At 60.3% G+C, this 24,315-nt stretch carries 24 protein-coding genes; 13 read left to right on the top strand and 11 right to left on the bottom strand.

Annotation, left to right across the window (positions count from 1 at the left end; genetic code table 11):
- The 7 genes from AC07UR_RS30810 to AC07UR_RS30840 all read right to left on the bottom strand — a co-directional run.
- Positions 1-269: ATP-binding cassette domain-containing protein (locus AC07UR_RS30810; protein ID WP_494700352.1), on the bottom strand; the 269-nt coding region annotated here is incomplete at its 3' end.
- 86 nt (positions 270-355) lie between these two features.
- Complete coding sequence (locus AC07UR_RS30815; RefSeq protein ID WP_209792773.1) at positions 356-1,036, bottom strand: ABC transporter permease; 681 nt, start codon at positions 1,034-1,036, stop codon at positions 356-358.
- A 4-nt stretch (positions 1,037-1,040) separates the two neighbouring features.
- The gene (locus tag AC07UR_RS30820) at positions 1,041-1,712 is read right to left on the bottom strand and encodes an ABC transporter permease (RefSeq protein ID WP_209792771.1); all 672 of its coding nucleotides are present in this window, start codon (positions 1,710-1,712) and stop codon (positions 1,041-1,043) included.
- Positions 1,709-3,091: a M20/M25/M40 family metallo-hydrolase gene (locus AC07UR_RS30825; RefSeq protein ID WP_209792769.1), complete on the bottom strand. Its 1,383-nt coding sequence runs from the start codon at positions 3,089-3,091 to the stop codon at positions 1,709-1,711. Before AC07UR_RS30825 ends, AC07UR_RS30820 begins: the two co-directional genes overlap by 4 nt.
- A 60-nt stretch (positions 3,092-3,151) precedes the next feature.
- The gene (locus tag AC07UR_RS30830) at positions 3,152-3,931 is read right to left on the bottom strand and encodes a transporter substrate-binding domain-containing protein (protein WP_209792767.1); all 780 of its coding nucleotides are present in this window, start codon (positions 3,929-3,931) and stop codon (positions 3,152-3,154) included.
- Between the two features lie 46 nt (positions 3,932-3,977).
- The gene (locus AC07UR_RS30835) at positions 3,978-5,111 is read right to left on the bottom strand and encodes an aminotransferase (RefSeq protein ID WP_209792765.1); all 1,134 of its coding nucleotides are present in this window, start codon (positions 5,109-5,111) and stop codon (positions 3,978-3,980) included.
- Between the two features lie 30 nt (positions 5,112-5,141).
- Positions 5,142-6,083: an ornithine cyclodeaminase family protein gene (locus AC07UR_RS30840; RefSeq protein WP_209792763.1), complete on the bottom strand. Its 942-nt coding sequence runs from the start codon at positions 6,081-6,083 to the stop codon at positions 5,142-5,144.
- Between the two features lie 124 nt (positions 6,084-6,207).
- On the opposite strand from AC07UR_RS30840, the gene AC07UR_RS30845 reads away from it, so the two are divergent.
- The 8 genes from AC07UR_RS30845 (at position 6,208) to AC07UR_RS30880 (ending at position 14,856) form a co-directional block, all read left to right on the top strand.
- Positions 6,208-6,777 carry a helix-turn-helix domain-containing protein gene (locus AC07UR_RS30845; RefSeq protein ID WP_209792761.1) on the top strand — a complete coding sequence of 190 codons (570 nt, stop codon included), beginning with the start codon at positions 6,208-6,210 and terminating at the stop codon, positions 6,775-6,777.
- A 56-nt stretch (positions 6,778-6,833) separates the two neighbouring features.
- Complete coding sequence (gene pdxR / locus AC07UR_RS30850) at positions 6,834-8,342, top strand: MocR-like pyridoxine biosynthesis transcription factor PdxR (RefSeq protein ID WP_209792759.1); 1,509 nt, start codon at positions 6,834-6,836, stop codon at positions 8,340-8,342.
- Between the two features lie 286 nt (positions 8,343-8,628).
- On the top strand, positions 8,629-9,423 hold the full coding sequence (locus AC07UR_RS30855) for a transporter substrate-binding domain-containing protein (RefSeq protein WP_209792757.1): 795 nt from the start codon (positions 8,629-8,631) through the stop codon (positions 9,421-9,423).
- Positions 9,424-9,481: 58 nt separating this feature from the next.
- Positions 9,482-10,180, top strand: coding sequence for an ABC transporter permease (locus AC07UR_RS30860; protein ID WP_209792754.1), 699 nt, complete (start codon positions 9,482-9,484; stop codon positions 10,178-10,180).
- Entirely contained in the window at positions 10,177-10,905 is a 729-nt protein-coding gene (locus AC07UR_RS30865; RefSeq protein WP_209792752.1) for an ABC transporter permease, read from the top strand. The genes AC07UR_RS30860 and AC07UR_RS30865 overlap by 4 nt, the downstream gene beginning before the upstream one ends.
- Positions 10,898-11,674 carry a histidinol-phosphatase gene (gene hisN, locus AC07UR_RS30870; protein WP_209792750.1) on the top strand — a complete coding sequence of 259 codons (777 nt, stop codon included), beginning with the start codon at positions 10,898-10,900 and terminating at the stop codon, positions 11,672-11,674. The genes AC07UR_RS30865 and hisN overlap by 8 nt, the downstream gene beginning before the upstream one ends.
- Before the next feature lie 150 nt (positions 11,675-11,824).
- A complete protein-coding gene (locus AC07UR_RS30875; RefSeq protein WP_209792748.1) occupies positions 11,825-13,471 on the top strand; it encodes a Na/Pi cotransporter family protein in 1,647 nt (548 codons plus the stop codon).
- A gap of 701 nt (positions 13,472-14,172) precedes the next feature.
- Positions 14,173-14,856, top strand: coding sequence for a glycosyltransferase family protein (locus AC07UR_RS30880; RefSeq protein ID WP_209792745.1), 684 nt, complete (start codon positions 14,173-14,175; stop codon positions 14,854-14,856).
- Positions 14,857-14,888: 32 nt separating this feature from the next.
- Here the strand turns inward: AC07UR_RS30880 and AC07UR_RS30885 are convergent, their stop codons facing one another.
- A complete protein-coding gene (locus tag AC07UR_RS30885; protein WP_209792743.1) occupies positions 14,889-15,761 on the bottom strand; it encodes a hypothetical protein in 873 nt (290 codons plus the stop codon).
- 243 nt (positions 15,762-16,004) lie between these two features.
- On the opposite strand from AC07UR_RS30885, the gene AC07UR_RS30890 reads away from it, so the two are divergent.
- Positions 16,005-16,553, top strand: a complete 549-nt coding sequence (locus AC07UR_RS30890) for a transposase (RefSeq protein ID WP_494700353.1) — start codon at positions 16,005-16,007, stop codon at positions 16,551-16,553.
- A gap of 99 nt (positions 16,554-16,652) precedes the next feature.
- Here AC07UR_RS30890 and AC07UR_RS30895 read toward each other — a convergent pair whose 3' ends face one another.
- From AC07UR_RS30895 to AC07UR_RS30905, 3 genes are all read right to left on the bottom strand, one after another.
- Positions 16,653-16,835, bottom strand: a complete 183-nt coding sequence (locus tag AC07UR_RS30895) for a hypothetical protein (protein WP_209792741.1) — start codon at positions 16,833-16,835, stop codon at positions 16,653-16,655.
- Positions 16,836-16,949: 114 nt separating this feature from the next.
- The gene (locus AC07UR_RS30900) at positions 16,950-18,188 is read right to left on the bottom strand and encodes an NAD(P)/FAD-dependent oxidoreductase (protein ID WP_209792739.1); all 1,239 of its coding nucleotides are present in this window, start codon (positions 18,186-18,188) and stop codon (positions 16,950-16,952) included.
- Between the two features lie 23 nt (positions 18,189-18,211).
- Entirely contained in the window at positions 18,212-19,036 is an 825-nt protein-coding gene (locus AC07UR_RS30905) for a M55 family metallopeptidase (protein WP_209792736.1), read from the bottom strand.
- A 109-nt stretch (positions 19,037-19,145) separates the two neighbouring features.
- On the opposite strand from AC07UR_RS30905, the gene AC07UR_RS30910 reads away from it, so the two are divergent.
- The 4 genes from AC07UR_RS30910 to AC07UR_RS30925 all read left to right on the top strand — a co-directional run bounded on the left by AC07UR_RS30910 (position 19,146) and on the right by AC07UR_RS30925 (position 24,314).
- The gene (locus AC07UR_RS30910) at positions 19,146-20,636 is read left to right on the top strand and encodes a M81 family metallopeptidase (RefSeq protein ID WP_209792734.1); all 1,491 of its coding nucleotides are present in this window, start codon (positions 19,146-19,148) and stop codon (positions 20,634-20,636) included.
- A gap of 227 nt (positions 20,637-20,863) precedes the next feature.
- Entirely contained in the window at positions 20,864-21,496 is a 633-nt protein-coding gene (locus AC07UR_RS30915; protein WP_209792732.1) for a helix-turn-helix domain-containing protein, read from the top strand.
- A gap of 91 nt (positions 21,497-21,587) precedes the next feature.
- A complete protein-coding gene (locus AC07UR_RS30920; protein WP_327795897.1) occupies positions 21,588-23,159 on the top strand; it encodes an ABC transporter substrate-binding protein in 1,572 nt (523 codons plus the stop codon).
- Between the two features lie 141 nt (positions 23,160-23,300).
- The gene (locus AC07UR_RS30925) at positions 23,301-24,314 is read left to right on the top strand and encodes an ABC transporter permease (protein ID WP_209792730.1); all 1,014 of its coding nucleotides are present in this window, start codon (positions 23,301-23,303) and stop codon (positions 24,312-24,314) included.
- The last annotated feature ends 1 nt before the right edge of the window (position 24,315 follow it).

Below are 24,315 nucleotides of genomic sequence, written 5' to 3' on the forward strand. Positions count from 1 at the left end.
AAGTGCTGGAACACCATGCCGACTTCGCGGCGCACTTCATCGATCTTCTTCAGATCGTTGGTGAGCTCGATGCCGTCAACGACGATCTCGCCCTTCTGGTGTTCTTCGAGGCGGTTGATGCATCGGATCATCGTCGACTTGCCGGAGCCCGATGGGCCGGCAATGACGATGCGCTCGCCCTGCTGAACATCGAGATCGATGTCCTTCAAGACATGGAAAGCGCCGTACCACTTGTTCATGCCGGCGATCTTGACTGCTGACTTTGACATTTTCTCTCCTCCAGAAGTGTGCATTAGCTTCGCCGAGCGGACGACGTTCTCCGCTTGCGGTTCTCGCGAACTGTCGATCGTGTGGCTTATCGGCCTGGGATGGCGAACCTTGTTTCGAGCCCCTTGAAGACCCGCCCGAAAGCGGCGCCGATCAGAAGATAGATGGCACCCGCCATCAGGAACGTTTCGAATGGTGCATAGGTCTTGGCGACGAATACGCGGGCTGCACCGCTCATTTCCATGACCGTGACCGCGCTGGCGAGGGTCGACCCCTTCATGACGAGGATCAGTTCGTTGCCGATGCTTGGCAAGACGGTGCGGTAGACCTGCGGCAGGACTACCTTGATCAACAGGACGTATTTTGCCAATCCGAGAGCTTTCCCGGCTTCCCACTGCCCTTTGGGCACTTGCCGGATTGCACCGGCCAGGACCTCAGCCGAATAGGCGGCCGAGTTGAGGGCGATCGTCAGGACGGCGCAGTAAACCGGGCTGCGGAGAATGGGCCAGAGGACGCTTTCGCGAACGGCCTCGAGCTGTCCAAGGCCGTAGTAGACAATGAAGAGCTGCACGAGAAGCGGGCTGCCACGGATGACGAACGTGTAGGCAGACGCCGGAAGCCGCAACCACCTTGAGGGAGAGGACAGAGCCAGGGCGACCGGCAGCGCGACCACCTGTCCCAAGAGGAAGCTCGCCAGGGTGATTATCAGTGTCAGAACGAAGCCGTTCTTGATGGCGATGAAAGCGGGAAGAAAAAGATCCAATGACATGGGACTACCGCAGATGAGTGGTCAGGCGCCGATTGCAGGCATTGATGAAGAGCGTCGAGACGCCGGTCACCAGCACATACAGCGCTGCGGCTGTAAGGTAGAAGGCGAGGGGCTTGTGGGTTGCGCCGGCCGCGACGACGGATTTGCGCATCAATTCCTCGAGCCCGATGATCGAGACCAGGGCGCTCTCCTTCAGGATCACGAGCCACTGATTGCCGAGGCCCGGCAGGGCTCGGACCATCATTTGTGGCAGGACGACCAGCCGGAACGCTCCGGGCCGGCGAAGGCCGAGAGCGAGTGCCGCCTCCCATTGACCAGAGGACACCCCGGCCAGTGCGCCGCGGACGATCTCCGTCAGATAGGCGGTTGAGACGACGGTCAGCGCGGCGATGCCGGCGGTGAGAGCATCCACTTCGACATAGCCGCCGAAAAGTCCGCTCAACAGAACCGTGCCGCCGTAGAAGATCAGGAAGATGACCAGCAGTTCCGGCAGACCGCGAATGAGGCTGACGTAGCCGGCGATAACCTTGCGAACAGGGGCGGATCCGTAGACCGCGGCCGGTGCAAGCACGACCGCGAAGATCAGTCCAAGGACGAAGCTTCCGACGGCGACGGAGAGGGTGACGACGAAGCCCTGCAGGAGCTGGGGAATATACTGGACAATCGCTTCGATCATGATCCGGTCTCGCGTTGCTGGGAACCAGCGTCTCGCTCCGCTCCGCACTGGCTGGCGAGCGCGGCGAAGAAGTCTGCGGAGAAGCCGATCATTTGGTGGAACTGGTCGATGAGGATGTTCTCATCGGGAGAGTGCAACATAGCGCCATGGTGGGTGATGCCTGCGCCGAAGAGCGTGGCGCCGAGTTGGTGCACGAAGGGGTGCGCTAAGCCTGAGGCTGCAGAACTCGGCTGAAGGATGGCAGGCTGGCCGAACCACTTTTCCAGCAACTCGGCCCCGAGCTTGACGGCCCAATGCGACGGATCGCTGCGAACACCCAAGACCTCGGCGTCGTGAACGATCAGTTCGATATCGTCAAAGCCGTTGTCGTCCAGGTGCAGGCGTACCAGGTCCGCGACGGCTTTGGGGTCCTGTCCAGGGGCGAGACGAAAATCGAGCTTGGCGGTCGCGGTCGCCGGCAGAACCGTCTTCGTGCCAGCTCCCTCGTATCCGCCATGGATGCCGTTGACGTTGAGGCATGGTTCGAAGTTGAGGTACTCGTAGAAGTTGGATGGTGTCACGGCGCCGAGAAGCTTTTGCCCGCCGGTTGCCGCCATCAAGTCTTGCAGCGAAAACGGGGGCGAAGCGGCAAGCTCTCTCGTCGCTCGATCGGACTCGGTGTTTTCGTAGAAGCCTTCGATCAGGACACGGCCGGCTGCATCGCGCATGGAAGCGACAGCAGAGGCCAGCCGCCATAGGGGATTATCGAATATTGCGCCGAGGCTGGAATGAAGATCCGCGCGTGCGGTCCGCACGCTCAGCTCGATCGCCAGCACGCCCTTGAAGCCCATGAGGACCACCGGTCGGCCGCGTGAATCGACCTCCCCGAATTCCCACCAGCAGAGGTCAGCTTGAAGGTCCGGATAACGTTTCTCAAGGAAGCGTACGAGCGAAGGACTTCCGATTTCCTCTTCGCCCTCGACGATCCAGATCACGCGGAAGGGTAAGGGGCCGGGGTGTCGTTCCCGGAACAGGCGCCATCCGGCAAGGCGGCTGACGAATTCGCCCTTGTCGTCTGCCGCACCGCGGCCGAAGAGCGCGCCGTCGCGCTCCGTCAGGCTGAAGGGCGGTGCTGTCCAAAGATTGACAGGCTCTTCAGGCTGAACATCGTAGTGGTTGTAGATCACCAGTGCGAAGGGGCCCTCACCGATTTCTCCGGTTACGAACGGACCGACGTCCCCTGGCTCGATCGCAGTTTGGAAGCCGGCGTCGGTCAGAAGAGCGGCAACCTTATCGGCGCACGCATCGAGGCCTTCAACTCGGGCGCTGACGGAAGGGATCGCGACGAGGTCCGTCAGGTCTCGCGTCGCTTCGATTTTGATGTGATCTGGAAGTGTCATCGTCCAATTCCTCTCGCGAGGAGGCGGGCTTGTCGCCCCCTCGCGCGGTTCACGTGTTCGTCATTTCTTGGAAATGTCGTAGCCGAACCACTTTTCGGAGATCGTCTTGATTGTGCCGTCCGCGAGCATCTCCGCCACAGCCTTGTCAACCTTGGCGGTGAGTTCCGTGTTGCCCTTGGCGATGGCTACGCCCTGTCCCTTGCCGAATTCGGGGAAGTCCGCGCTGGTCAGGAGCGGGCCGGCATAGACCAGCTTGTCAGCGCCACGATCCTTCACAAGCGGCTCAAGTGCGGATCGCTCCATCAGGCCGGCATCGATGCGTCCGGCGACAACGTCGTCGGCAATCTGGTCCGGGCGGTCATAGACGCGTACGTCCGCATCGGGGAAATGGGCGCGAACCACCTGCTCATGGGTCGTTCCGGTCTGTACGCCGATCGCGACCTTCGCGAGTTTGTCCTGCAGATCCTTGGCGGACTTCGCCTCGGCAACCAGGCTGCCCGCTGCAACGACCATCGCGTTCGGGGCGTCCGCGTAGGCGACGGAAAAGTCGACCTTCTGCGCCCGTTCCTCGTTGATTGAAACGCCCGAAATCACCAGGTTGAACTTACCGACCTGCAGGCCGGGCAGCAGCCCGTCATAGGCCTGGTTCTGCCATGTACAATTCGTCTCGATGCGCTTGCAGATTTCGTTACCGATGTCGCGGTCGAAACCGACGACCTCGCCGGCGGCATCGACGGACTCCCACGGCGGATAATCTGCGCTCGTGCCGACCCGCAGATCTTCCGCACTGGCGACACTCGCTGCCAGCGAAAGCGTCATCACGGCAAGCAATTTCTTCATGTTCACTCCCCTTTCGTTATGAGACATTGCATCTCCACCGCACTGATCACGCGGCCGCGGTTTGATAGCCCTTAAGAAATTCGGACATGCGCTTCAGGCCTTCCTGAAGGGTGGTGCCGTTGTTGGTGAAGCCGATCCGGACGTACCCTTCCATGTCCATCGCGCTGCCAGGCGTCAGCATGACGCCGGTACGTTCCAGAAGCCGGACGCAGAATTCTTCCGAGGAAATGGGCAGATCGTACTTGAGGAGTGCCGTCGTGCCCGATTTCGGTTTGATCCACGAGATCAACGGCTCGTTCTCGACCCAGTCGGAAAGCACGGCGAGGTTGGTGCGCGTGATCGCCTGGCTGCGCGCAAGAATCTTGTCGCGGTTCTCCAGCGCGATGGCTGCGAAATGATCGTCCAGCATACCGACGCTGATCGTGTTGTAGTCGCGATGGACGGAGACCGCGTGGATCAATTCCACGGGAGCGACGATCCATCCAAGGCGCAGGCCGGCAAGCGCGAAAGTCTTGGACATGCTCGCGGTGCTGATGCCTTTTTCATAGAGATCGGCGATCGAGGCGGTCATACCGTCGCCTTCCTGGTCCGTACCGCGATAGACCTCGTCACACAGGATCCATGCGCCGCAGGCGCGGGCAATCTCGACGATTTTCTCCAGATAGGCGCGATCCATCAGCGAGCCCGTCGGATTGTTCGGATTGTTGATGGCGATAAGTTTCGTGCCCGGTGTTGCAAGGCGCTTCAGCTCTTCCAGGTCTGGCAGGAAGCCAGTCTTTTCCGTGAGCTTGAGGATCTGTACGTCGGCGCCATAGCTTTCCGGGATGGAATAGTGCTGCTGGTAGGTCGGAAGGACCGAGATCACTCGGTCACCCGGCTCGACCAGCGTTGCGTGCACCAGGGCATTCGCGCCGATGGCGCCGTGCGTGATCACGACATTGTCCGCCCCCTGCCTTTCGTAAAGGCCGGCAACCAGCTTGCGGAGGCGTTCGCTGCCTTCGATGGCGCCGTAGGTTAGCTTCATCGGCAGAAGCTCGGAGAGGATCGTGTCGGTCTTGCCGGCCATCTCCAGTAGTTCTGCGACCGTCAGCGACTCGACGCATGTCTCGGCGATGTTCCAGTCGCATCTGGTTTCGTAGCGGTTCATCCAGATCTCGACGCCGAAATGACGAATCTTCATTGCCTATCTCCTGTGCTGTCTTGGAATTGGTTAGTTGCGCGCTGCGGAAAGCAGGGCGCTTGCGGTTGCTATGTCTTCGAGCCCGAGCCCGATCGAACGGAAGAAAGCTGCGCGGCCAGTGTCCCGGGCAGTTGCTCGGCCCGACAATAGTTCGGGCAGGTCGCCAACAAGGCGATCGGTGCTCCACTGGCCACGTTCCGCGGCAAGTTTCATTTCGCCGGCCGCAGCCGGCGTGGTGGCCCGATAGTCGCAATAGACATCGAACCGATTGAGCGTGTCGGGGGCGATCTCGTGGGCGTTGGCGACATTGGTGCTGATGGATGTGACGAGTACGCCCGCGCCGATTCTCGACGCGTCGATGACCGGTGAGCCGGACGAGGTGCATAGCATGACCACGTCGGCGCCGGCCGCGGCCGTATCGGTATAGGTGGATGTCGTCACCGGGCAGCCAGACTCGAGCTGCACCGGAAGACCGTGCCGGGTGGCAATATCCGGAGAGCACAGACGAATTTCCTGCCACGGACGGATCGATGCGGCATGCCGAAGATGCGCGAGGCCGATTTCACCTGTACCGATGATCGTCAGGATCTTGGCCTCCTTCGAGGCCAGCAGATCGGCGGCAATCGCGGTGGTCGCTGCCGTTCGTTCGGTCGTCAGGCGTTTGGAATCACACAGGAGTAGCGGCTTTCCAGTCTCCATCGACATCAGGAGCGTCCAGGCTGTAACCGTCGGCCCATTCGTGCCGGCAATATAGGGGGACAGCTTGGTGCCAAAGACACCATCGCTTCCGAGAACTCCTGGATAGGTGATGAAGTCTCCCCCTCCGGACGGGAACAGGCTCAACGTCTGTGGCGGCTGCACAGCCTGTCCATCTGCAAGCGCGATGAACATACGTTCCAGGGCTGCGCGAACATCTGTCCGGGGCAACAGTCGGGTGATATCTTCGTCGTTGAGTACGACCAATTTCTGCATTGCGACGATCCCAAAAAGGCGTGCGAAGTCACGCTGCATGGACGCCAAAGCTTTGGCGCCCCATGCAGGGCAAGACGCACAGAAATGTGTTGAGCTGTAAAAGCCGATAGTCTAGAAGGACCATATGAGCAATATATTGCACAGTCAAGACCGGGCCGATGTGTTGGCCCACGTTTCCGGAAACCTCCGCCGTTTAAGGCTCGCCTCGGGCCTGAGCCAGACCGCGCTGGCAGATGCATCCGGCATCAGCCGGCGGATGATCGCCGCGGTTGAGGGCGGCGATGCGAACATCAGCCTTTCCAGCCTCGATAAATTGGCGACAGCGATGGGCGTAGACTTCGTCGAGTTGGTGCGCGATCCGTCGCGGGAGACGCGTGCCGAGATCAACGAGGTCACCTGGCGCGGAAGTCAACCGGCCAGTGCCGCTACGCTGCTTTGCTCGGCGCCCGCCTCGCGGGAAACGCAAATGTGGCTGTGGACCCTCGGCCCGGGCGACAGCTACGTGGCCGAGCCGGACCCAGAAGGGTGGCACGAGATGCTTTTCGTCGTCGAAGGAGCGCTGCGTTTGATCCAATCGGGCGAGGCGCGGGACTATGCCACGGGCGAGTTTGTCACCTACAGCACGGCCCAGCACTATTCGTACAGCAATGTCGGAAAGAAGATCGCCCGCTTCATTCGCAACGTCGTCTCGTAGATCGAAACATCGCCCGGCGAGGAGATCGTGCGCGGCTCCGTACAGGGATTTCTCGGATGGCCTCAGCGAAACAGTTCAATTATCCCGTTTGGACCATGGTCGTTCGAGAAAAGTCCGGCGGGCCGACGTTGCAGGAGCAGCTGTTCATCCAGTTGCGCCGGTTGATCGTCAACGGACAGCTCGCACGCGGCGCCCGTCTGCCGGCCAGCCGGTCGATGGCGACCGATCTCGAGATATCGAGAAATACGGTCAACATCGCCTATGATCGCTTGGCGGCCGAGGGCTACATCCAGCGTCGCCCGGGTTCCGGCTTTTACGTGGAAGAGAGCCTTCCAGAAGACTCTGTTCGGCCTGGAGGAGAAAGAGGCCTGCCGCCTTCGAGTTTACCCGTTGCGCTGTCTGCACGGGGGAGGGAGGCGTCGATACGGCATTGGAGCTGGTCGCGCCAGGACAAGTTCGATCTCAGTCCTGGCATGCCGGCGCTGGATATCTTCCCCTATAAGCAGTTCGGCAAGATCGCCGCCAACTATTGGCGACGCTTCGCGGTTTCTGATCTCGGCTATGGCGAAGGCGGCGGCCTGGCGGCGCTTCGCCAACAACTCGCCATCTATCTCAGCGAGGCGCGCGGTATCCGATGCGAGGCTGACCAGATTATCGTCGTGGGAAGCACGCTTCAGGCAGCCAATCTCGTCGCGCATGTTCTTCTCGACGCCGGTGACGTCGTCGGCGTGGAGGATCCGGCCTACGCGACGCTGTTGTCCACCCTACGTTCGGCTGGGCTTCGGCTCACACCCGTGCCTGTTCATCGCGACGGACTGAACGCTGACGACATCGCGCATCGTGCCGCGGATGCCCGGATGATCCTAGTTTCGCCGATCGGCCAGTTTCCCGCGGGTGCAACCATGTCGGAACCGGCGATTGAACGGCTTCTCGCCTGGGCCAATACGTCGGACAGCTGGATATTCGAGGACGACTTCAACAGCGAGATTCGATGGCGCGGTACGCCGCTCGTCCCGCTCGCCGCGCGCAAGGGGGGCGAGCGGGTCATCCATGTCAGCTCCTTCAATCGCGTGCTCGCCCCCGGGCTGCGGCTTGCTTACCTCGTCGTGCCGCGCGAGCTGATCACCGCCTTCACGGCAGTACAAGACAGCCTCTCCTGCTACGCCCCGCTGACCCACCAGCATACGGTTGCGGATTTCATGGCGAGCGGAGAACTCGCATCGCATATTCGGCGCACGCGCGCCCTCTACAGGGATCGTGCCACCGCGATAATGACAGCCTTAAAAGAAAAGCTGGGCGACGTATTCGATGTGCCGACACTGGACGCTGGCCTTCATTTGACGCTTACCGCGCACGAGCCGTTGGATGACGTCGAGCTTTCACGTCTCTTGCGGGGAGCATGGATCGATACGCCACCGCTTTCGTCCTATTGCGTTGAGCGGAAGGATCTCTTTGGTCTCGTCGCGGGATTCGGAAACCTCTCCCCCGAGCGGCTGGCCGCGGCGGTTCAGCGGATGGAGCTTGTCACACGGCGGTTTCTGGAACGAACCGGCAAGTCCTCCTGAAGCGCAGTTCGGTACCATCAGTTTATAAGAATTGGTACTTTAGCTCGCTCTGCTTCCGAGCCATCCTTTGTTCCAGAAGACAAGTTCTGGAGGGAGGCCAGAATGCAAGTCGGATCCAAAGACATGACCAAATAGTTGCGCTTACCAGCATCGCCAGAGCAGCTACGTGCTGCTGGCCCTGAGCGCTGGTCGCCGCTCGTGACACCTAACGTGTAGCCGCCCGTTTAAGGCAGCTGACCTGTTTCCCCATGCCGAAAAACCGCAGCCTTATGACAAGGAAGGTCTCATGAAAAAGATCATCGCATTCACCTTCGCCGGCCTTCTGCTAGGCGCAACGTCGTCGCAGGCCGCCACGCTTAAAGTGGCAGCTGACTGCACCTATCCCCCGTTCGGATATCAGGATGCCAACGGAGAAATCAAAGGCTTCGACGTTGATATCGCGCTTGCCATCGGCAAGCAGATTGGCAGCGAGGTCGAAATCATCTGCCAGGCCTGGGACGGCATGATCCCTGGCCTGCTCGCCGGCAAGTACGACCTGATCTCCGCATCGATGTCCATCACCGCGGAACGGCTGCAGAGCATCAACTTCTCCGTTCCCTACCGCTCGTCGGCCGCCCGGTTCGTCGGCCTCAAGACCTCGGATGCCAAGCCGGTGACGGATGCCGGCGAGCCGAACCCGGAAGGCGTTGCCGGTAAGACCATCGGCCTCCAACGCTCATCGACCTATGCGAAGTACATAGCAGAGAAGTATCCTCAGGCGACCGTGTCCGAGTATGACAAGGTCGACAACATGATCCTCGATCTTCAAGCCGGCCGCGTCGATCTCATTTTCGCTGGCCCCATCAAGCTCGACAACGATTTTCTCAGCAAGCAGGAAGGGAAGGACTACGGTTTCGTCGGTCCGGAAATCGACGACGTATCCTACTTCGGCCCCGGTATCGGTATCGGCATCCGCAAGGCCGACGAAGATCTTCTGAAGAAGGTCGATGGTGCGCTGACCGCCATGTTCAAGGATGGCAACTTCAAGGTGATCAACGACAATTACTGGTCGTTCAGCGTCCTTCCGACCTCCGCCAAGTAATCCGCGACGACAATCTGACGGAGCCGTTTGAAGGCTCCGTCTTTCTATGGAGACGACCATGGATCTATTGCAGGGATGGGGCGACGAGATCGCCCACGGCACCTTTTTGACCATGAAAGTGGCAGTGCTCTCGCTGCTCGTCGGCCTGTGCTGGGGCATTCTGGGAGCGTTGGCACAGATGTCACCGAACCGGGCCGTGGCTTCCCTTGGCCGTGGATTCAGCCTGGTGATGCGAGGGACCCCCGAACTGCTGGTCATCCTGATCGTGTACTTTGGCGGCACGGTGGCACTAACGAAAGCGGTAAACCTCTTCGTCGCGGACTTCGGCTTCGTCGAGGTGCCGCCTCTCCAGGCTGGCGTCTTCGCGCTCAGCCTCGTCTTCGGTGGTTATGCTGCCGAAGTCCTGCGCGGTGCGTGGCAATCCGTTCCGACCGGCGTAATCGAGGCGGGGCATTCGCTTGGCCTCGGGTGGTTCGTCATGTTCGTCAAGATCCGTCTGCCGCTGCTCATGCGCTTTGCATTGCCAGGCCTCGGCAACAACTGGATTTCCTTGATCAAGGATACCTCGCTGATCTCGATCGTCGGTTTGCATGAACTGATGGGACTGTCGCAGATGGCCACCTCGGTCACCCGCCAGCCCTTCACATTCTATATGACGACCGCCCTGATTTACCTGGCTCTGACATTGGCAAATACGCGCCTCGTCGCCTGGTTCGAAGGACGGCTGATGCGTGGCGAGAGGAGGTCTGCAGCATGAACTGGTCCCTGATGTTGGAGAGCATTCCGGCGCTGCTTTACGGTGCGCTGGCCACAGTGCAATTGCTCCTTATGACCCTTGTTTGCGGAGGCCTGCTCGCCTTGCCGCTTGGCATCGTCGCCGCCAATGGCCGCCCGATGTTCCGGCTCCCGGTGATGGGCTACATCACCTTCTTCCGTGGAACGCCTCTGCTGGTGCAGGTTTTCCTGGTCTACTACGGATTTTCGCAGTTTCAGATCATTCGCAGCAGCATCTTCTGGCCGGTCCTCCGCGAAGCCTGGTTCTGCGCACTGCTGACGCTCGCGTTCCATACCGCAGCCTACACCGCGAACATCCTGCGCGGCGCCATTCTCGCAATCCCGGCCGGTCAGAAGGAGGCTGCCGTCGCCTTGGGCATGCGCCCCTTGTTGATCTACCGGCTCGTCATTCTTCCCCAGGCATTCCGGATCGGCATGCCGGCCTATGGCAACGAAATGATCAGCATGATGAAAGCGACCTCGCTCGCCAGCACAATCACGATCATGGAACTCACGGGCACGGCAAATACGATCGTCGCCCGGACTTATGCTCCCTACGAAGTCTTTATCTCCGCTGCGCTCATCTATCTCTGCGTCGCCTGGATGCTCTCGCGCCTGGTGCGGGCGATCGAGGCCCGACTTTCCCGCCATATGCGCTCGGCCGTAGAGGCACGAAACACACTGAGGAGGGTCCCCGCCCATGCTTGATCAGCCGCTTCACCTTTTTTCCAGTTTCGCCAACGAGATCGCCGATGTTGCGCGGCAGATCGTGCGCACAGCCGCGGCCGGACCGCGCCGCCCCGTTGCGAAATCGGATTCGAGCCCGGTAACGGAAACCGACCGCGCAGTGGAGCAGTCACTGCGCGAACGCATCGCCGACCGCTTCCCCGACCATGGGGTGCTCGGGGAAGAGTTTGGCGCTGAGCGTTTGGGGGAGGAGTTCGTCTGGGTCATCGATCCTATTGACGGCACCAAGGCCTTCGTCGGCGGACTTGCTGTCTATGGCACATTGATTTCATTGACGCATGGCGGGACGCCGGTCCTTGGGCTTATCGACAATCCTGTCACCGGCGACCGCTGGCTAGGAATGTCAGGGCGCGCGACGACCCTCAACGGTGTTGCCATCCGGACCGCTTCGACTGCTCTCCTTTCGGAAGCGTTCATGGCCAACGGCAATCCGGAACCGTTCCAGCAAAACGAGAAGGATAGCGTTGAGCGCCTGCGCCAATCTACGCGATGGTGCGTCTATGGTGGGAGCTGCATGGCCTATGGCCGTGTCGCGGACGGCAGCATCGACATCAGCATCGATGGAGGGCTCGATCCCTATGATTATTGCGCCCTTGTCCCGGTGGTGACGGGTGCGGGCGGCTGTATCACGGACTGGCAGGGTCGGCCGCTCACGCTGACCTCCGGCAATCTGTGTCTTGCAGCCGCCAACGAAGCCTTGCATCGCCAAGTCCTCGAAACGCTGAATTGATGCAGCTCTGATGGGAGGGCAGGGCTACGATCAACGGCCTGCCGGCCCCGGAACGACAGCTCGCCCTCCGCCAACAAATATGCGTGGCGCGAGCATGGCGGCAGCGCCTCTATTCGTCCAAACCATCTCAATCTGAAGGATTGATCTCGAATGAGCGGTTCCGTGATTTTCCTGCACCTGGCGGGCGCCGTCGCTTTGTTGCTTTGGGCGACACGTTTGGTCAGGACCGGTATCGAACGGGCCTATGGCGGCTTCATGCGTCAGCGCTTGCGCGAAGCACTGGGCAATCGAGCGAAGGCTGCTGTAGCGGGGTTCCTTCTCGCAATTTCGCTTCAAAGCGCCACAGCGGTGGCGCTTATCGTTTCGGGCTTTGTGGCGAGCGGTTACGTCGGCGGCGGCATGGGGATCGCAACGCTTCTTGGAGCGGATCTCGGATCAGCTTTCGTCACGAAGCTCCTTCGTCACGATCTCTCCTTGCTGGTTCCGTGTGCCTTTGTTTTAGGAACGATTTCCTATCGGACGGATTCACGCCGGTGGCGTGAGATCGGGCGCATTATTTTCGGACTGGGCCTGCTGCTGCTGTCACTTCGATTGATCGGCGAGGCATCGCTTCCTCTCAAGGAAAGCCGCATGCTCCCGTTCATCATCAGCTATTTGTCTCAGGACTGGATCTCGGCCTTTCTTCTGGCGGCGTTGCTTGCCTGGGCATTCCACTCCAGCATCGCGGCAATCCTGCTCTTTGCGTCTTTTACGGAGCAGGGGATCGTTCCTTCCGCGCTCATCATCCCATTTGTTCTCGGCATCAATTTTGGTGGGGCTGTTATCGGCGCCGCGCTCACGCGCGGTGAAGAGCGTGCCGCTCGGATCGTTCCGCTTGGAAACGTCATGATCCGCGGGATCGGAATGCTCATCGCCCTCGGGCTTCAACTCGTGTTTCAACTGAAGCCGGAGGCGTTTTTTGAGCATGCGGGTGATGCTGTAGTGTGGGTCCACATCGCGGCAAACGGGACTGTGCTTGTGGTGGGGTTACCCTTATCCATGGTCGTGGCGCAGGCGCTCGATGGATGGCTTTCTGGACCGGACAAAAGCGAGTCGGAATCGCTCCATACGGCCTCCGCCCTTAATATTGCAGACGTCGACAACCCGACCCGTGCGCTGGACAATGCCACGCGCGAAGTTGTTGCCATGTGCGACAAGGTTGAGCTGATGCTCACGCGGATTTTCGATGTCTACGAAAAACCAGACGCCCGGCAGATCGCGGTCGTTGAGCAGCTTGATGATCAGATCGACCGGTACAATCTGCAAATCAAGATGTATTTGGCACGTGTTTCCCGCGGGGAGCTGAGTGACGAGGCGGCGCGGCGCCAACAGGACTTGCTCGGAGCGTCCATCAACCTCGAGCAAGTGGGTGACCTCATCTCGCAGAGCATGCTCGCGAAGGCAAGGAAGAAGCACTCTCGCAACACGGCCTTCTCAAAGGAGGGATGGCAGGAGCTTTCCGTGATGCATCAGCGGATCGTTCGCAACGCGAGGCTCGCCTTCAACCTCATCGTCAATCGCGATGTGGAGCATGCACGGCAGCTCGTGCGCGAAAAGGAGATCGTTCGAGACCTTGTTCGAGAAAGTGAGGAAAAGCACATCCACAGGCTGGCTACTGGCAACTCAGCCAGTATCGAGACCTCCTCGCTTCATATCGACACGATGCGTGACATCAAGGAGATCAATTCGCTGCTGGTGTCGATAGCCTATCCGGTGCTATCCCAGGCAGGGCTTTTAAGAGCGAGCCGCCTTCTATAGCGGTTGGATCTTGTGGGATGCCCCAGGGAGGTCGCGGGCGGTCATTGCGATTGTCATCTAGGCGTTTGGAGCAAGCTTGAGCGAAACGCAGGCCTCAGGTGTATCATCAGATGATCATCGCCGGGGAACGACGTCCGCCGGATAGTTTGAACCAGTTGCGACAGGATTGTGCAATACGGAATTCAGACACTGTCAGGCACGGTATGACGATCCGGTGCCGGGTTTGTTTCGGGTTTGTACGTCTGGGATTGTATAATGTATCGATTGGAAGTTTGCGCCACCCGCCGGTCTACGACCAGAAGGCTAACGTGAGGCGTCACGAAGCCATCACGCGATCCGATGATCGGCATTCGTGACCGCGGTGGCGGGTCGGTCGAGCGTAGCTCGGTTGAGCATCGTCATCTCGCATACGCGCCATGGCAAGATACAAACGACAATGAGCTTCACGAGGCGCTAAGCGGTTCGCAGTCGGGCCGAGTCCGGCTTGTAGCTGGATTTGAGGATCTTGTGGAAAATACCAACTTCGAGTGCATAGCGTGCCCGTCGAGCTTTTCGACGGCGTCTCCGTGCGAAAGAGTGGCCAGATCCGTGATCAGGGAGGTCGCGCGTGCATTAACGCTATCGGCACTTAGTGCGGCGACAATACATTCGAGCCCGTTTGAGCTCGCGAGTGGTGCGACTGTTTGGCTTAAGGAGGGAAAATGGCTGTAAAGGCACGGGTCTACATTGGTTTCGACAGCAAAGAAGTCGTGGCCTATCATGTCTTTTGCCAGAGCATTCTGGAGAAGAGCTCGATTCCGGTGGAGTTCCTGCCGATCTCGCTCAACAATCTCGGCGGAATCTTCGTACGCGAGCGCAACCAGCTGCAATCTACAGAATTTTCCTTCTCGCGCTTCCTCGTTCCGTACCTCAGCAATTACGAAGGCTGGAGCCTTTTTGTTGATTGCGATATGCTGATGCGCACGGATATCGCCAAGTTATGGGAACTGCGCGACGACCACTATTCCGCTATGTGCGTCAAGCATGACTATGAGCCGAAGGTCGAAACCAAGTTTCTCGGCCAGACCCAGACGAAATACGACAAGAAGAACTGGTCGAGCGTCATTTTGTTCAACAATGCGAAGTGCAAAGCGCTGTCGCCGGATTTCGTCAACACAGCGACCGGGCTGGAACTACATCAATTTAAGTGGCTGGAATCCGAAGACTTGATCGGGGCGTTGCCGCAGACATGGAACTGGCTCGTCAACGAATACGAGTACAACGAATCGGCCGACCTCGTGCACTTTACCGATGGCGGGCCGTATTTTGAGGCGTACAAGAACGACGACTACGCTGAGGAATGGTTCGCGGCCCGCGACCGGGTCCTCTACGTCGCACAGCGCTAAAGCAGCCGCCTTGACGGCCGCCGAAGCGAACCTCAGCGGCCCAATTTCTTAATTCGCGTAAATAGGCTTCCGATCTTGCGCTGTATCCTGGTCTTCGACCACAGCTTGGCGACTTGCAGTTCGGTGCCGGTCAAGCGATTTGCAAGGACATTGGTCGCCACCAGCGCTATTGTCGCCTCGTTGAATTCCGGAAAGCGGTCATGAATGCGGGCGAACATGCCAGCTGGTTCGCTTAGATTGTCTTCGAAGCGGCTGATTCGGCCGTTCTTGACGAACAATTGGAGCATGACCTGCTCGAATGTCCAGTCATGCCCTGAATAAATGCCGAACTGCAGGCCGGCGACGCCGGTGAAACCGCACAGGCAGACATTGGCGTGGGGCATCTTCTCGATAAGCCAGGCGGCGATGGCAAAGCCGGTAGTCGGCATACGACCAGCGGGATAGAGTGCTCCAAACGTATGATCGAAATCCAGTGTGTAGGGAACCAGGTCGCTGCGGCGTGGCGCGTCGAGCGGTGGTGTACCGGTGGGAACGCCACGCTCGGCTAGAACGCCGATCTCAGCCTTGAGACCGTTCGCAAACAGGCTGTAGGCCCTGTCGAAATGCTTCCGCGACTTGAAGAAACGCGCGCCATCAGCAACGAGACGGTGGCAGAGCATGGCGTCCTTCTCAAACGGCTTGTGCAGGACCTTGGCGCAGCCGGTGAAGAAGATATAGAGGGTGTTTTCCGGGAGCGCTCGCGTGATGGAATCTATATCGACGTTCTCGCTGTTGGCGATCAGCGCAAGCATCTCGTATCCGGAAAGAAGCGTTTCGAAATCTTCGGCTTGCAGTGACATGTTCTCAAGTACCCAGCTTGATGGACGTTTCCGTAAATGAATAGAGGACGCGGGCACCGCCGTCATTCCTTGTTCATTAGAAATGTTATTGCGACGACCGGGAGGGCAGCATACCGGTTCGGAAGGAGGCCGCACGGGTGGAGGTAGGAGGATCGCAGCTCGTTGCGGCGCCGATGCCGATAAGTCACTGGTCAAGTGGACCCCGATCACGCCCGCTAGAGTCTGTCAGCGGTAGTTGGAATCGTTTGTGGAATCCGTCTTCTTTGATTTTGCGATTCAAGATCCTTGCTGGTGTGGAGGCCAGCAATGATGGTGCGACCTCTTTCTCTGGATTTGCGCACTCGCGTTGCGGCGGCGTTGAACGATGGCATGACAGTTCGCGCCGCGGCGGAGCGGTTCGGCATATCGGCTGCGACCGCGGTGCGGATTGGACAGCTCGATCGCTCAGGCAAAGGCTTGATGCCGGCGAAGATCGGCGGCTATGTCCAACCGATCTTGAGGGGCGCTGCGGCCGACGCGGTGCGCCAACGGCTTCAGATCAAACCCGACTGGACGGTGCGTGCGCTGTCGGCAGAGCTGAAGGCTGCGGGGATCGACGTGTCCCATGACACGGTCTGGCGGTTCCTGCGCGCTGAAGGCAAAACTTTCAAAAAAACACCGGTGGCAAGCGAGCGGGACAGGCCGAAGGTGGCCCGGTTCCGGATGCGGTGGAAGACCCATCAGCATCGACTTGATCCGGATCGTCTCGTCTTCATCGACGAGACATGGGGCAAGACCAACATGACGCGCACCTGCGGCTGGTGTCAGCGGGGAGAGCATGTCGCGCTTGGAATTAGAATGTACCTCTTAGATTTCTGAAGTTGCATAATGTATCGACTGAAACAGCAGAAAAGCCTTGGGTTCGTTCGACCCCATCGGCTTCAGTTTTGCCGGGAGAGGATATAGCCGGCTGCGGTGTCAGCTGGAGTTGTGCGCGAGAAGGCGGGTAAGCACCGTAACTTCCCGCTCCAGCAATTCGGGCGTTATGCCCGCGAAGCGACCCTCCAGGCTTACGGAGATCACGCCATGCACTGCCGAAAAGAACGTGCGGGCGCCGATCGATGCCGCACGACCGAAATGGAGCTCCTCGACAACCGCCACGAAATGGCTCCGACACAGTGGATGAAACTCACCAGGGCCGAAGCGATCCACTCCGACTGCTGTGCGAGAATCCCTGACGATGTCGATCTACCCGCCGTGGTCTTTGCGGCTGCGCTACGCCCAGCCCCGCGCTGACGGAAGCAGCGGGAGTACAAGCGGATCAGCGCGGCCCGTTGTCATCAGCCCTGCAAGGAGGACGGCGGTCGTCGGCCCCAAGGTGAACCCCTGATGGCCGTGGCCGAAATGGAACCACAGGCCCTTGTGCCGGGTCGGGCCGACGACAGGCAGCATGTCGGGCATGCAGGGACGGGTCCCCGACCATGGCGTGGATTCGACGGGATCGCGCAGCGCGAAAAGCTCGCGTGCGGTGTCGGTGGCGTGCCGAATTTGCCGCGATGCCGGCGCTGTTCCCGGCGGCGTCATATGCGCGCCAGTCAAGACCCGCCATCCCGCGTTCATCGGCGCAACCAGCGTGGAATTGTCGACATCCAGCATTGAGACGCGTGGCCCGTTCTGGCCCGAAAAATGCCTGTGGTAGCCGCGCTTGAACACCATGGGTATGCGATAGCCGAACGCGCTTGCGAGCGTCGGCGACCATGGCCCGAGGGCAACGACCGCGTTTTCTGCGTTGACAAGACCGTCCTCAGACAATGCGTGCCAACCGGCACCCTTCTGCTGCAAGGACATGGCGTCGCCGCGGGCGAGTGTTCCTCCGCGCGCCACGAAGAGAGCGGCGTAGCGGGCAACCAGCTCGCCCGGGTCGCGACAAGTCCAGGGTGAGGTCCAATGGACGGCACCTGCAAGCCGACGCTGGAGCGCCGGTTCGCATGCGGCAAGTTCGTCCGCGCCCAACACATCTGACGGCACGCCATAGATACGCTTCAGCCGCTCCGCATCGGCTGCAGCCGCTTCGAAACCCGCGGGCGTACGATAGACGGCGCGCCACCCTTGCCGGACGATCAGGTCGTTGGCGCCGGCGGGCTCGATAAAGCGCGCGTGATCGCCGCTCGCACGCAGGGCGAGCTGTGAATAGGCCGCAATGGTTCTGGCGTAGGGTGCCGCCGCAGACAGCGTGAAATAGCGCAAGAGCGGCCCTGCCACGAGTGGCAAATCGCGAAGCCGCCAGTCGACGTCATTGCCACGCTTCAGCGCCACCCTGACGATCTCGCTTACGCTGCGGGGGAAGGCATAGGGCTCGACGGCCTCGGTCTGGATGATGCCGGCGTTGCCATAGCTGGTTTCCCGCCCGGGCGCCTGGCGATCCAGCAGCACGACTTGGTGCCCGTTCTCCTGCAAGGCAAGCGCGGTGGAGACGCCGACCATGCCGGCGCCGAGGACAATCGAGGTGGTCATGGATGGATTCCGTAGCGAAGTTGTCAGAAAGTCAGGCGCGAATTGTAGCCGACCACGAACTGGATGAAACGTGAGACGTCGACCATGTCGTCGCCCTGGTAGCGGATCGTGTAACCGTCGGTGCGCTCGACACCCTTGAGGTAGGAGAGGTATTCGGCCGGAAGGCGGTTTCGGAACACGATCTCCAGGACGGGGTTTTCCAGCTTGAAGGGTTTTGCCCCACTGGCTGTCGCCAGCGCCGCCTTGACGCCCTCGCGAATGCGGCGATGTGCGACGGCCGGCGTCAGCGATATCGCCGATTGCGTGCTGTAGACCTGCTTGACCGGCACCGTGACGATATCGCCGATGCAGGCCCTGATTTCGTCCAGGGCGATGTTGTCGCCCGAGGCGAGAAGGACGGGCACGTCGAAATGTCCGGCAATGGCGGCGTTGATGCCTGCCTCCGGCATGACGGCACCGTTGATGCGCACTTCGGCGAAGGCCGTGCCGCCGATCGTGTGCGACAGCACCCCACTTAAATGGCTTGCCCCGGCGTGGTAACCGAGAAGCATCGCACCGACGAAGGAACCGAGCTCGACGCCCTGCATCATCATCAGCGGCCGCGGCCAGCTGCGAACGATCTGCACATAGTCTGGCAGGCGGTCGATCAGGATGCTCTCGCCATTGCCGTGGGAATCGCTGACGATGATTTCCTCGACGCCTTCCTCATGCGCGGCCTCGCAGGCGTGGACAACGGTGTCCGTCATCCAGCGGCGCGCGTTCTCGTATTCGAAACCTTCCGGCATCAGCTGGTCGCGGCTGACGACCCCGACGATCCCCTCGATATCAGCTGAAATGTAGATGCGCATACCTGCCTCCCCGGCCAGCCGCGCAAGAGCGCGAATGATGCATTTGACTTTCCGACGATAAACATAGTTTTATGATTAGAAAATATCTTTCTTTTTGGCGGAGGCAAAAATGAAACTGTTTATTGCGGGTCTGGACACCGAAACCAATACCTTCTCGCCGATGCAGACGGGGCTTGAGGCTTTCCAGGAAAACCTGATCGCCTACGGCGACGCGACAAGCAGGCCACTCACGTGCTGCTCGTCGCAGATGTTGGTCTGGCGCAATGCGGCCGAAGAAGAAGCCTGGGACGTGGTGGAAAGTCTCTGCGCCGTGGCCGAGCCCGGCGGCAAGACCACGCGGGCGGTCTATGAGAGCTTCCGCGCCACCATCCTCCACGACCTCAAGGCGGCTTTGCCGGTGGACGCCGTCATGCTGGCGCTGCATGGCGCCTGCGTCGCAGACGGCTATGACGATGTCGAGGGCGATCTGATCGAGCATGTGCGCGCAGTGGTCGGGCCGAATGTCCCGGTTGCCGCCGAGCTCGATCTGCATTGCCACATCACCGATCGCATGCTCTCGAGCGCGACCGTGATCGCCACCTACAAGGAATATCCGCACACCGACATCGAAGAGGTTGCCAGCCAATTGTTCCGGTTGATGAAGCGAACCCTTGCGGGCGAGGTTCGCCCGGCAATGGCGCTCTATGACTGCCGGATGATCAACACCTTCCACCCGCATCGCGCGCCATTGCGCGGCATCGTCGATCGCATGAAGGCGCTGGAGGGGCAGGATGGCATTCTCTCGGTCTCCTTCGGTCACGGCTTCCCCTGGGGAGACGTCGAAGATGTCGGCGCCAGGATGCTCGTCGTTACCGACAACGACAAGGCGAAAGCCGCTCGGACCGCCGAGGCCTTCGGAAGGGAGATATTCGCTGCGCGTGAGGATATGCGTGGCACTTATCTCAGCATCGATGCCGCGCTGGACCAGGCCGTCGCTGCAAAGAGCGGACCGGTTGTGCTGGCCGACGTCTCCGACAATGCCGGCGGTGGAGCCCCTGGAGACTCGACCTTCATCCTGCGCCGCATCATAGAGCGCGGCATCGAGGATGTGGCGACCTGCCTCTACTGGGATCCGATTGCAGTGCGCCTGTGCCGCGAGGCGGGAGAGGGGGCGACGCTGGCGCTCAGGATCGGCGGCAAGGTCGGGCCGGCATCTGGCAACCCACTGGACCTCACCGTGACGATCAGACGTATTGCCTCCGGCATCACCCAGCGCTTCGGGCCGACGCCGCTTGGCATCGGCGACGCGGTGTGGGTTACGGCAGGCGGTGTCGACATCGTGCTGAACACCGTGCGCACACAGGTCTTCCACCCGGAATGCATGACAGCGCTGGGCCTGGACCCCGCACAGAGGAAGATTGTCGTGGTGAAATCGAGCAACCACTTCCGCGCCGGTTTTGAGCCCATCGCCAGCGAAATCCTCTATGTCGGCGGCCCCGGCGCCCTGCAACCCCACTTCGAGGAGCTGCCCTTCACCAAACTGAAGCGCCCCTATTGGCCGAAGGTCGCCGACCCGTTCGCGCAGGAGGACGGACGCCATGCGGCGGCGCTCACTGCATAGATCCTGGCCAGCCATCCCTGTCGTCATTGCGGCAGGGATGATCTGCAGGCCGCGCCGATGACGCCGGCATGCAAGGGATGGCATAGCTTTTCGAGCCGATGTTGATTTCGGCCACGTATTATAGGAAATGGTTTTCCTATCATGCCAATCGGATTCTGCCGCGTCGCGGGCTGAGTCGAGACCGGCAGGCGGTCGTGACGGCTGCAGGCAAATTGGAGACGCCTACAATGACCGATGCGAAATCCACCCTCGGCGATATCCTGAAGGAGATTCGCAACCGCAATCGCTGGACGCTGGCAGAAGTGAGTTCCATGACGGGGCTTGCAGTCTCGACCCTCTCCAAGGTCGAAAACAACCAGATGCAGCTTACTTATGACCGGTTGATCCAGCTGGCGCAGGGCCTCAAGGTCGATATCGTCGAGCTCTTCGGGACCATGACGGGTGCCGAGGATGCGCCCAGCATGCTGGGGCGCCGCACCTACACCAGATCTGGCGAGGGGCGGGAGATCATTACGCAGAACTACGACTATCTCTATGTCTGTACGGAGATTTCGAAGAAGTCGATGGTTCCGATCGTGGCGATGGCTCGCGCCCGCACCCTCGAGGAATTCGGGCCGCTGATCCGCCACAAGGGCGAGGAGTTCTTCTACGTTGTCGAAGGGGAGCTCGAGCTTCATACCGAGATCTATGCGCCCTTGCGGCTCAAGAAGGGCGATTCCTGCTACTTCGATGCGATGATGGGGCATGCCTATCTCAGTGTGAGCGAAGAGCCGGCGCAGATCCTGTGCGTTTGCTCGACCCCGGAAACCGAGTTGGTTTCCACATTGTCGAACGCCCAGACGATCAAGCTCAAGAGCTGACACAACTAAAAACGAGTACGATAAGAAAAAATATTGCACTTAGGAAAATCGTTTCCTACTCTAGTGCTGCGGTTGGTGCCGGGAGGGCATCGTGCACCGCAGTTCTGGGGAGGACTACGAGATGAACGGTTCCAAGTGGAAATCGATTGGCGTTGCCTTGCTTCTGGCATCAACGCCGCTTTCCGGCGCGATCGCAGCGCAGGACGTGCTGGTGCTGGCGCGAGCGGAAGATCCGCCGACCGCAGATCCAGGCGTTGAAATCAGCAACAGCGGCTACACACTGATTTACGCAGCCTATGAAAGGCTCGTCGCCTACAAGGGCGGCACAACGGAAGTCGCACCGGAACTGGCCGAAAGCTGGACCGCCGACGACGCCGGCCTGGTTTGGACCTTCAAGCTTGCCAGCGGCCACAAGTTCGATGACGGCGCACCGGTCGATGCGGCCGCCGTCAAATTCAGCTTCGACCGGCTGATGAAGCTGAAAGCGGGTCCCTCCGACGCGTTTCCGGTGCTGAAAGAGGTCGAGGTCGTCGATCCGCAGACGGTGAGATTCCATCTGACGGCGCCATTCGCGCCCTTTATCTCGACACTCGCCGTCTCCGGCGCGGCCATCGTCAATCCGAAGGTGATGGAGCACGAGAAGGGCGGCGACATGGCGAAGGCCTGGCTTGCGGAACACTCCGCAGGCAGCGGCCCCTACCGTATCGCCTCCTGGGAGCGCAACCAGAGCATCGTGCTCGACCGCAACGAACATTACGCCGGCACAAAGCCGGCGCTGAAGCAGGTCGTCATCCGCATCGTCGGCGACGTCTCGGCCCGTCGTCTGCAACTGACGAGCGGCGATGCCGACATCATCGAACAGATCCCGCTCGATCAGGCGGAGGCGCTGCAGAAGGACGCCTCCGTCGTGGTCGAGAGCAATCCCAGCATGTATGTGAACTACATCTACATGAACAACCGCCAGCCGCCGCTGGATGACGCCAAGGTGCGCCAGGCGATTTCCTATGCGGTCGACTATCAAGGCATCATCGACGGCATCATGCTCGGTCAGGCCAAGCAGATGCGCGGCGCGGTGCCGAGCGGCATGTGGGGCCACGACCCGCAGGGTTTCCAGTACACATACGATGTCGAGAAGGCGAAGGCCCTGCTGGCCGACTCCGGCAAGAGCGACATCCACCTGACTTACACCTTCTCCCAGGCCGATCCTGCGTGGGAGCCGGTCGGACTTGCGCTGCAGGCGTCTCTTGCGGAAATCGGCATCAAGCTCGACCTGCAAGCGGTCGCCGACACGACCAAACGCGAACTGGTGGCCAACGGCAAGTTCGACATGGCGCCTGGCGCCTGGACGCCTGATTTTGCCGATCCCTACATGTTCATGAACTATTGGTTCGACGCCGGAAAAATGGGTGGTCCGGGCAACCGTTCCTTCTACGACAACACCAAGGTGACCGAACTCGTGAAAGAGGCGGGATCCATCGTCGACGAGGCGAAGCGCAAGGAACTCTATGTCGAAGCGCAGACGCTTTCGACGCAGGATGCGCCCTATCTCTACATCATGGAAAAGAATGACATCTTCGCCCGCCGCGCGGTCGTGAAAGGCTATGTCTACAATCCCATGCTGATCCAGGTCTACAACTTCGGAACGATGTCGAAAACGGAATGAGAAAGCGGGATCAGAGCGATCCCGTGGCCTTGACCGGCCTCATTCCACGGAGCACCTGCCGCCAGCCTTAACGGCCGTGGCGGCAGGGGTTCATCGTTTCCCAGGCAAGGCAGGGTTCTCCTGCCGGAAGGGCCGACGTTCATGGCAATCACCCGCATCATCATTCCGCGTCTGGTACTTCTGCTTTTCGTGGTGTTAGGCGTCGCCATCATCACGTTTACGATCTCGCATCTCATACCGGGAGATCCGGCGCGCATGATCGCCGGCGACCGGGCGAGCGCCGAAACGCTTGAAAACGTCAGGCGCAACCTGGGTCTGGATCGACCTGTCGTCGAACAGTTCACCATCTATATCGGCAATCTGCTGCAGGGGGATCTCGGGACATCGCTTCGCACCAACCGCCCTGTTGCCGGCGATATCCGCACCTTCCTGCCGGCGACCTTGGAGCTTGGAGCAGTCGCGCTCTTCATCGCCATCTGTCTGGGCGTGCCGCTCGGCGTGCTGTCGGCGGTCTACAAGGACGGGCCGATCGACCAGATCGCTCGCACGGTCTCGGTCTGCGGCATCTCGATGCCGGTGTTCTGGTTCGGCCTTATCCTGATCTATCTTTTCTACGCCAAGTTCCAGATCCTGCCCGGCAGCGGCCGTCTGGCCATGGGCATCGTTGTGCCGGAGCGCATCACCGGCTTCCTGCTGATCGACTCGCTACTGCAAGGCCGCTTCGATGCCTTCCGCAGCGCCGTCTACCACATCATCCTGCCGGGCTTCGTGCTGGCCTTTGCCAATATGGGCGTGATCACGCGCCAGATACGTGCCTCCATGCTGGATGTGCTGCAGGAGGATTACATTCGCACCGCGCGCGCCAGTGGCCTGCGCAAGGGCATGATCATCTTCAACTATGCGCTCCGAAACGCGCTGATCCCTTCCATCACGCTGCTGGGGCTGGCGCTAGGCGACCTCCTTTATGGCGCGGTGCTGACCGAGACGATCTTCGCCTGGCCCGGCATGGGCACCTACGTCGTCACCTCCATTCAGACGCTCGATTTTCCCGCCATCATGGGTTTCACGATCGTCGCTTCCATCGGGTATGTGCTGATCAACCTCCTGGTCGATCTTGCCTACATGCTCGCCGATCCGCAGATCAGGGAGGTCTGAT

The sequence above is a fragment of the Ensifer sp. GW821-FHT05G01 genome (assembly GCF_059419585.1).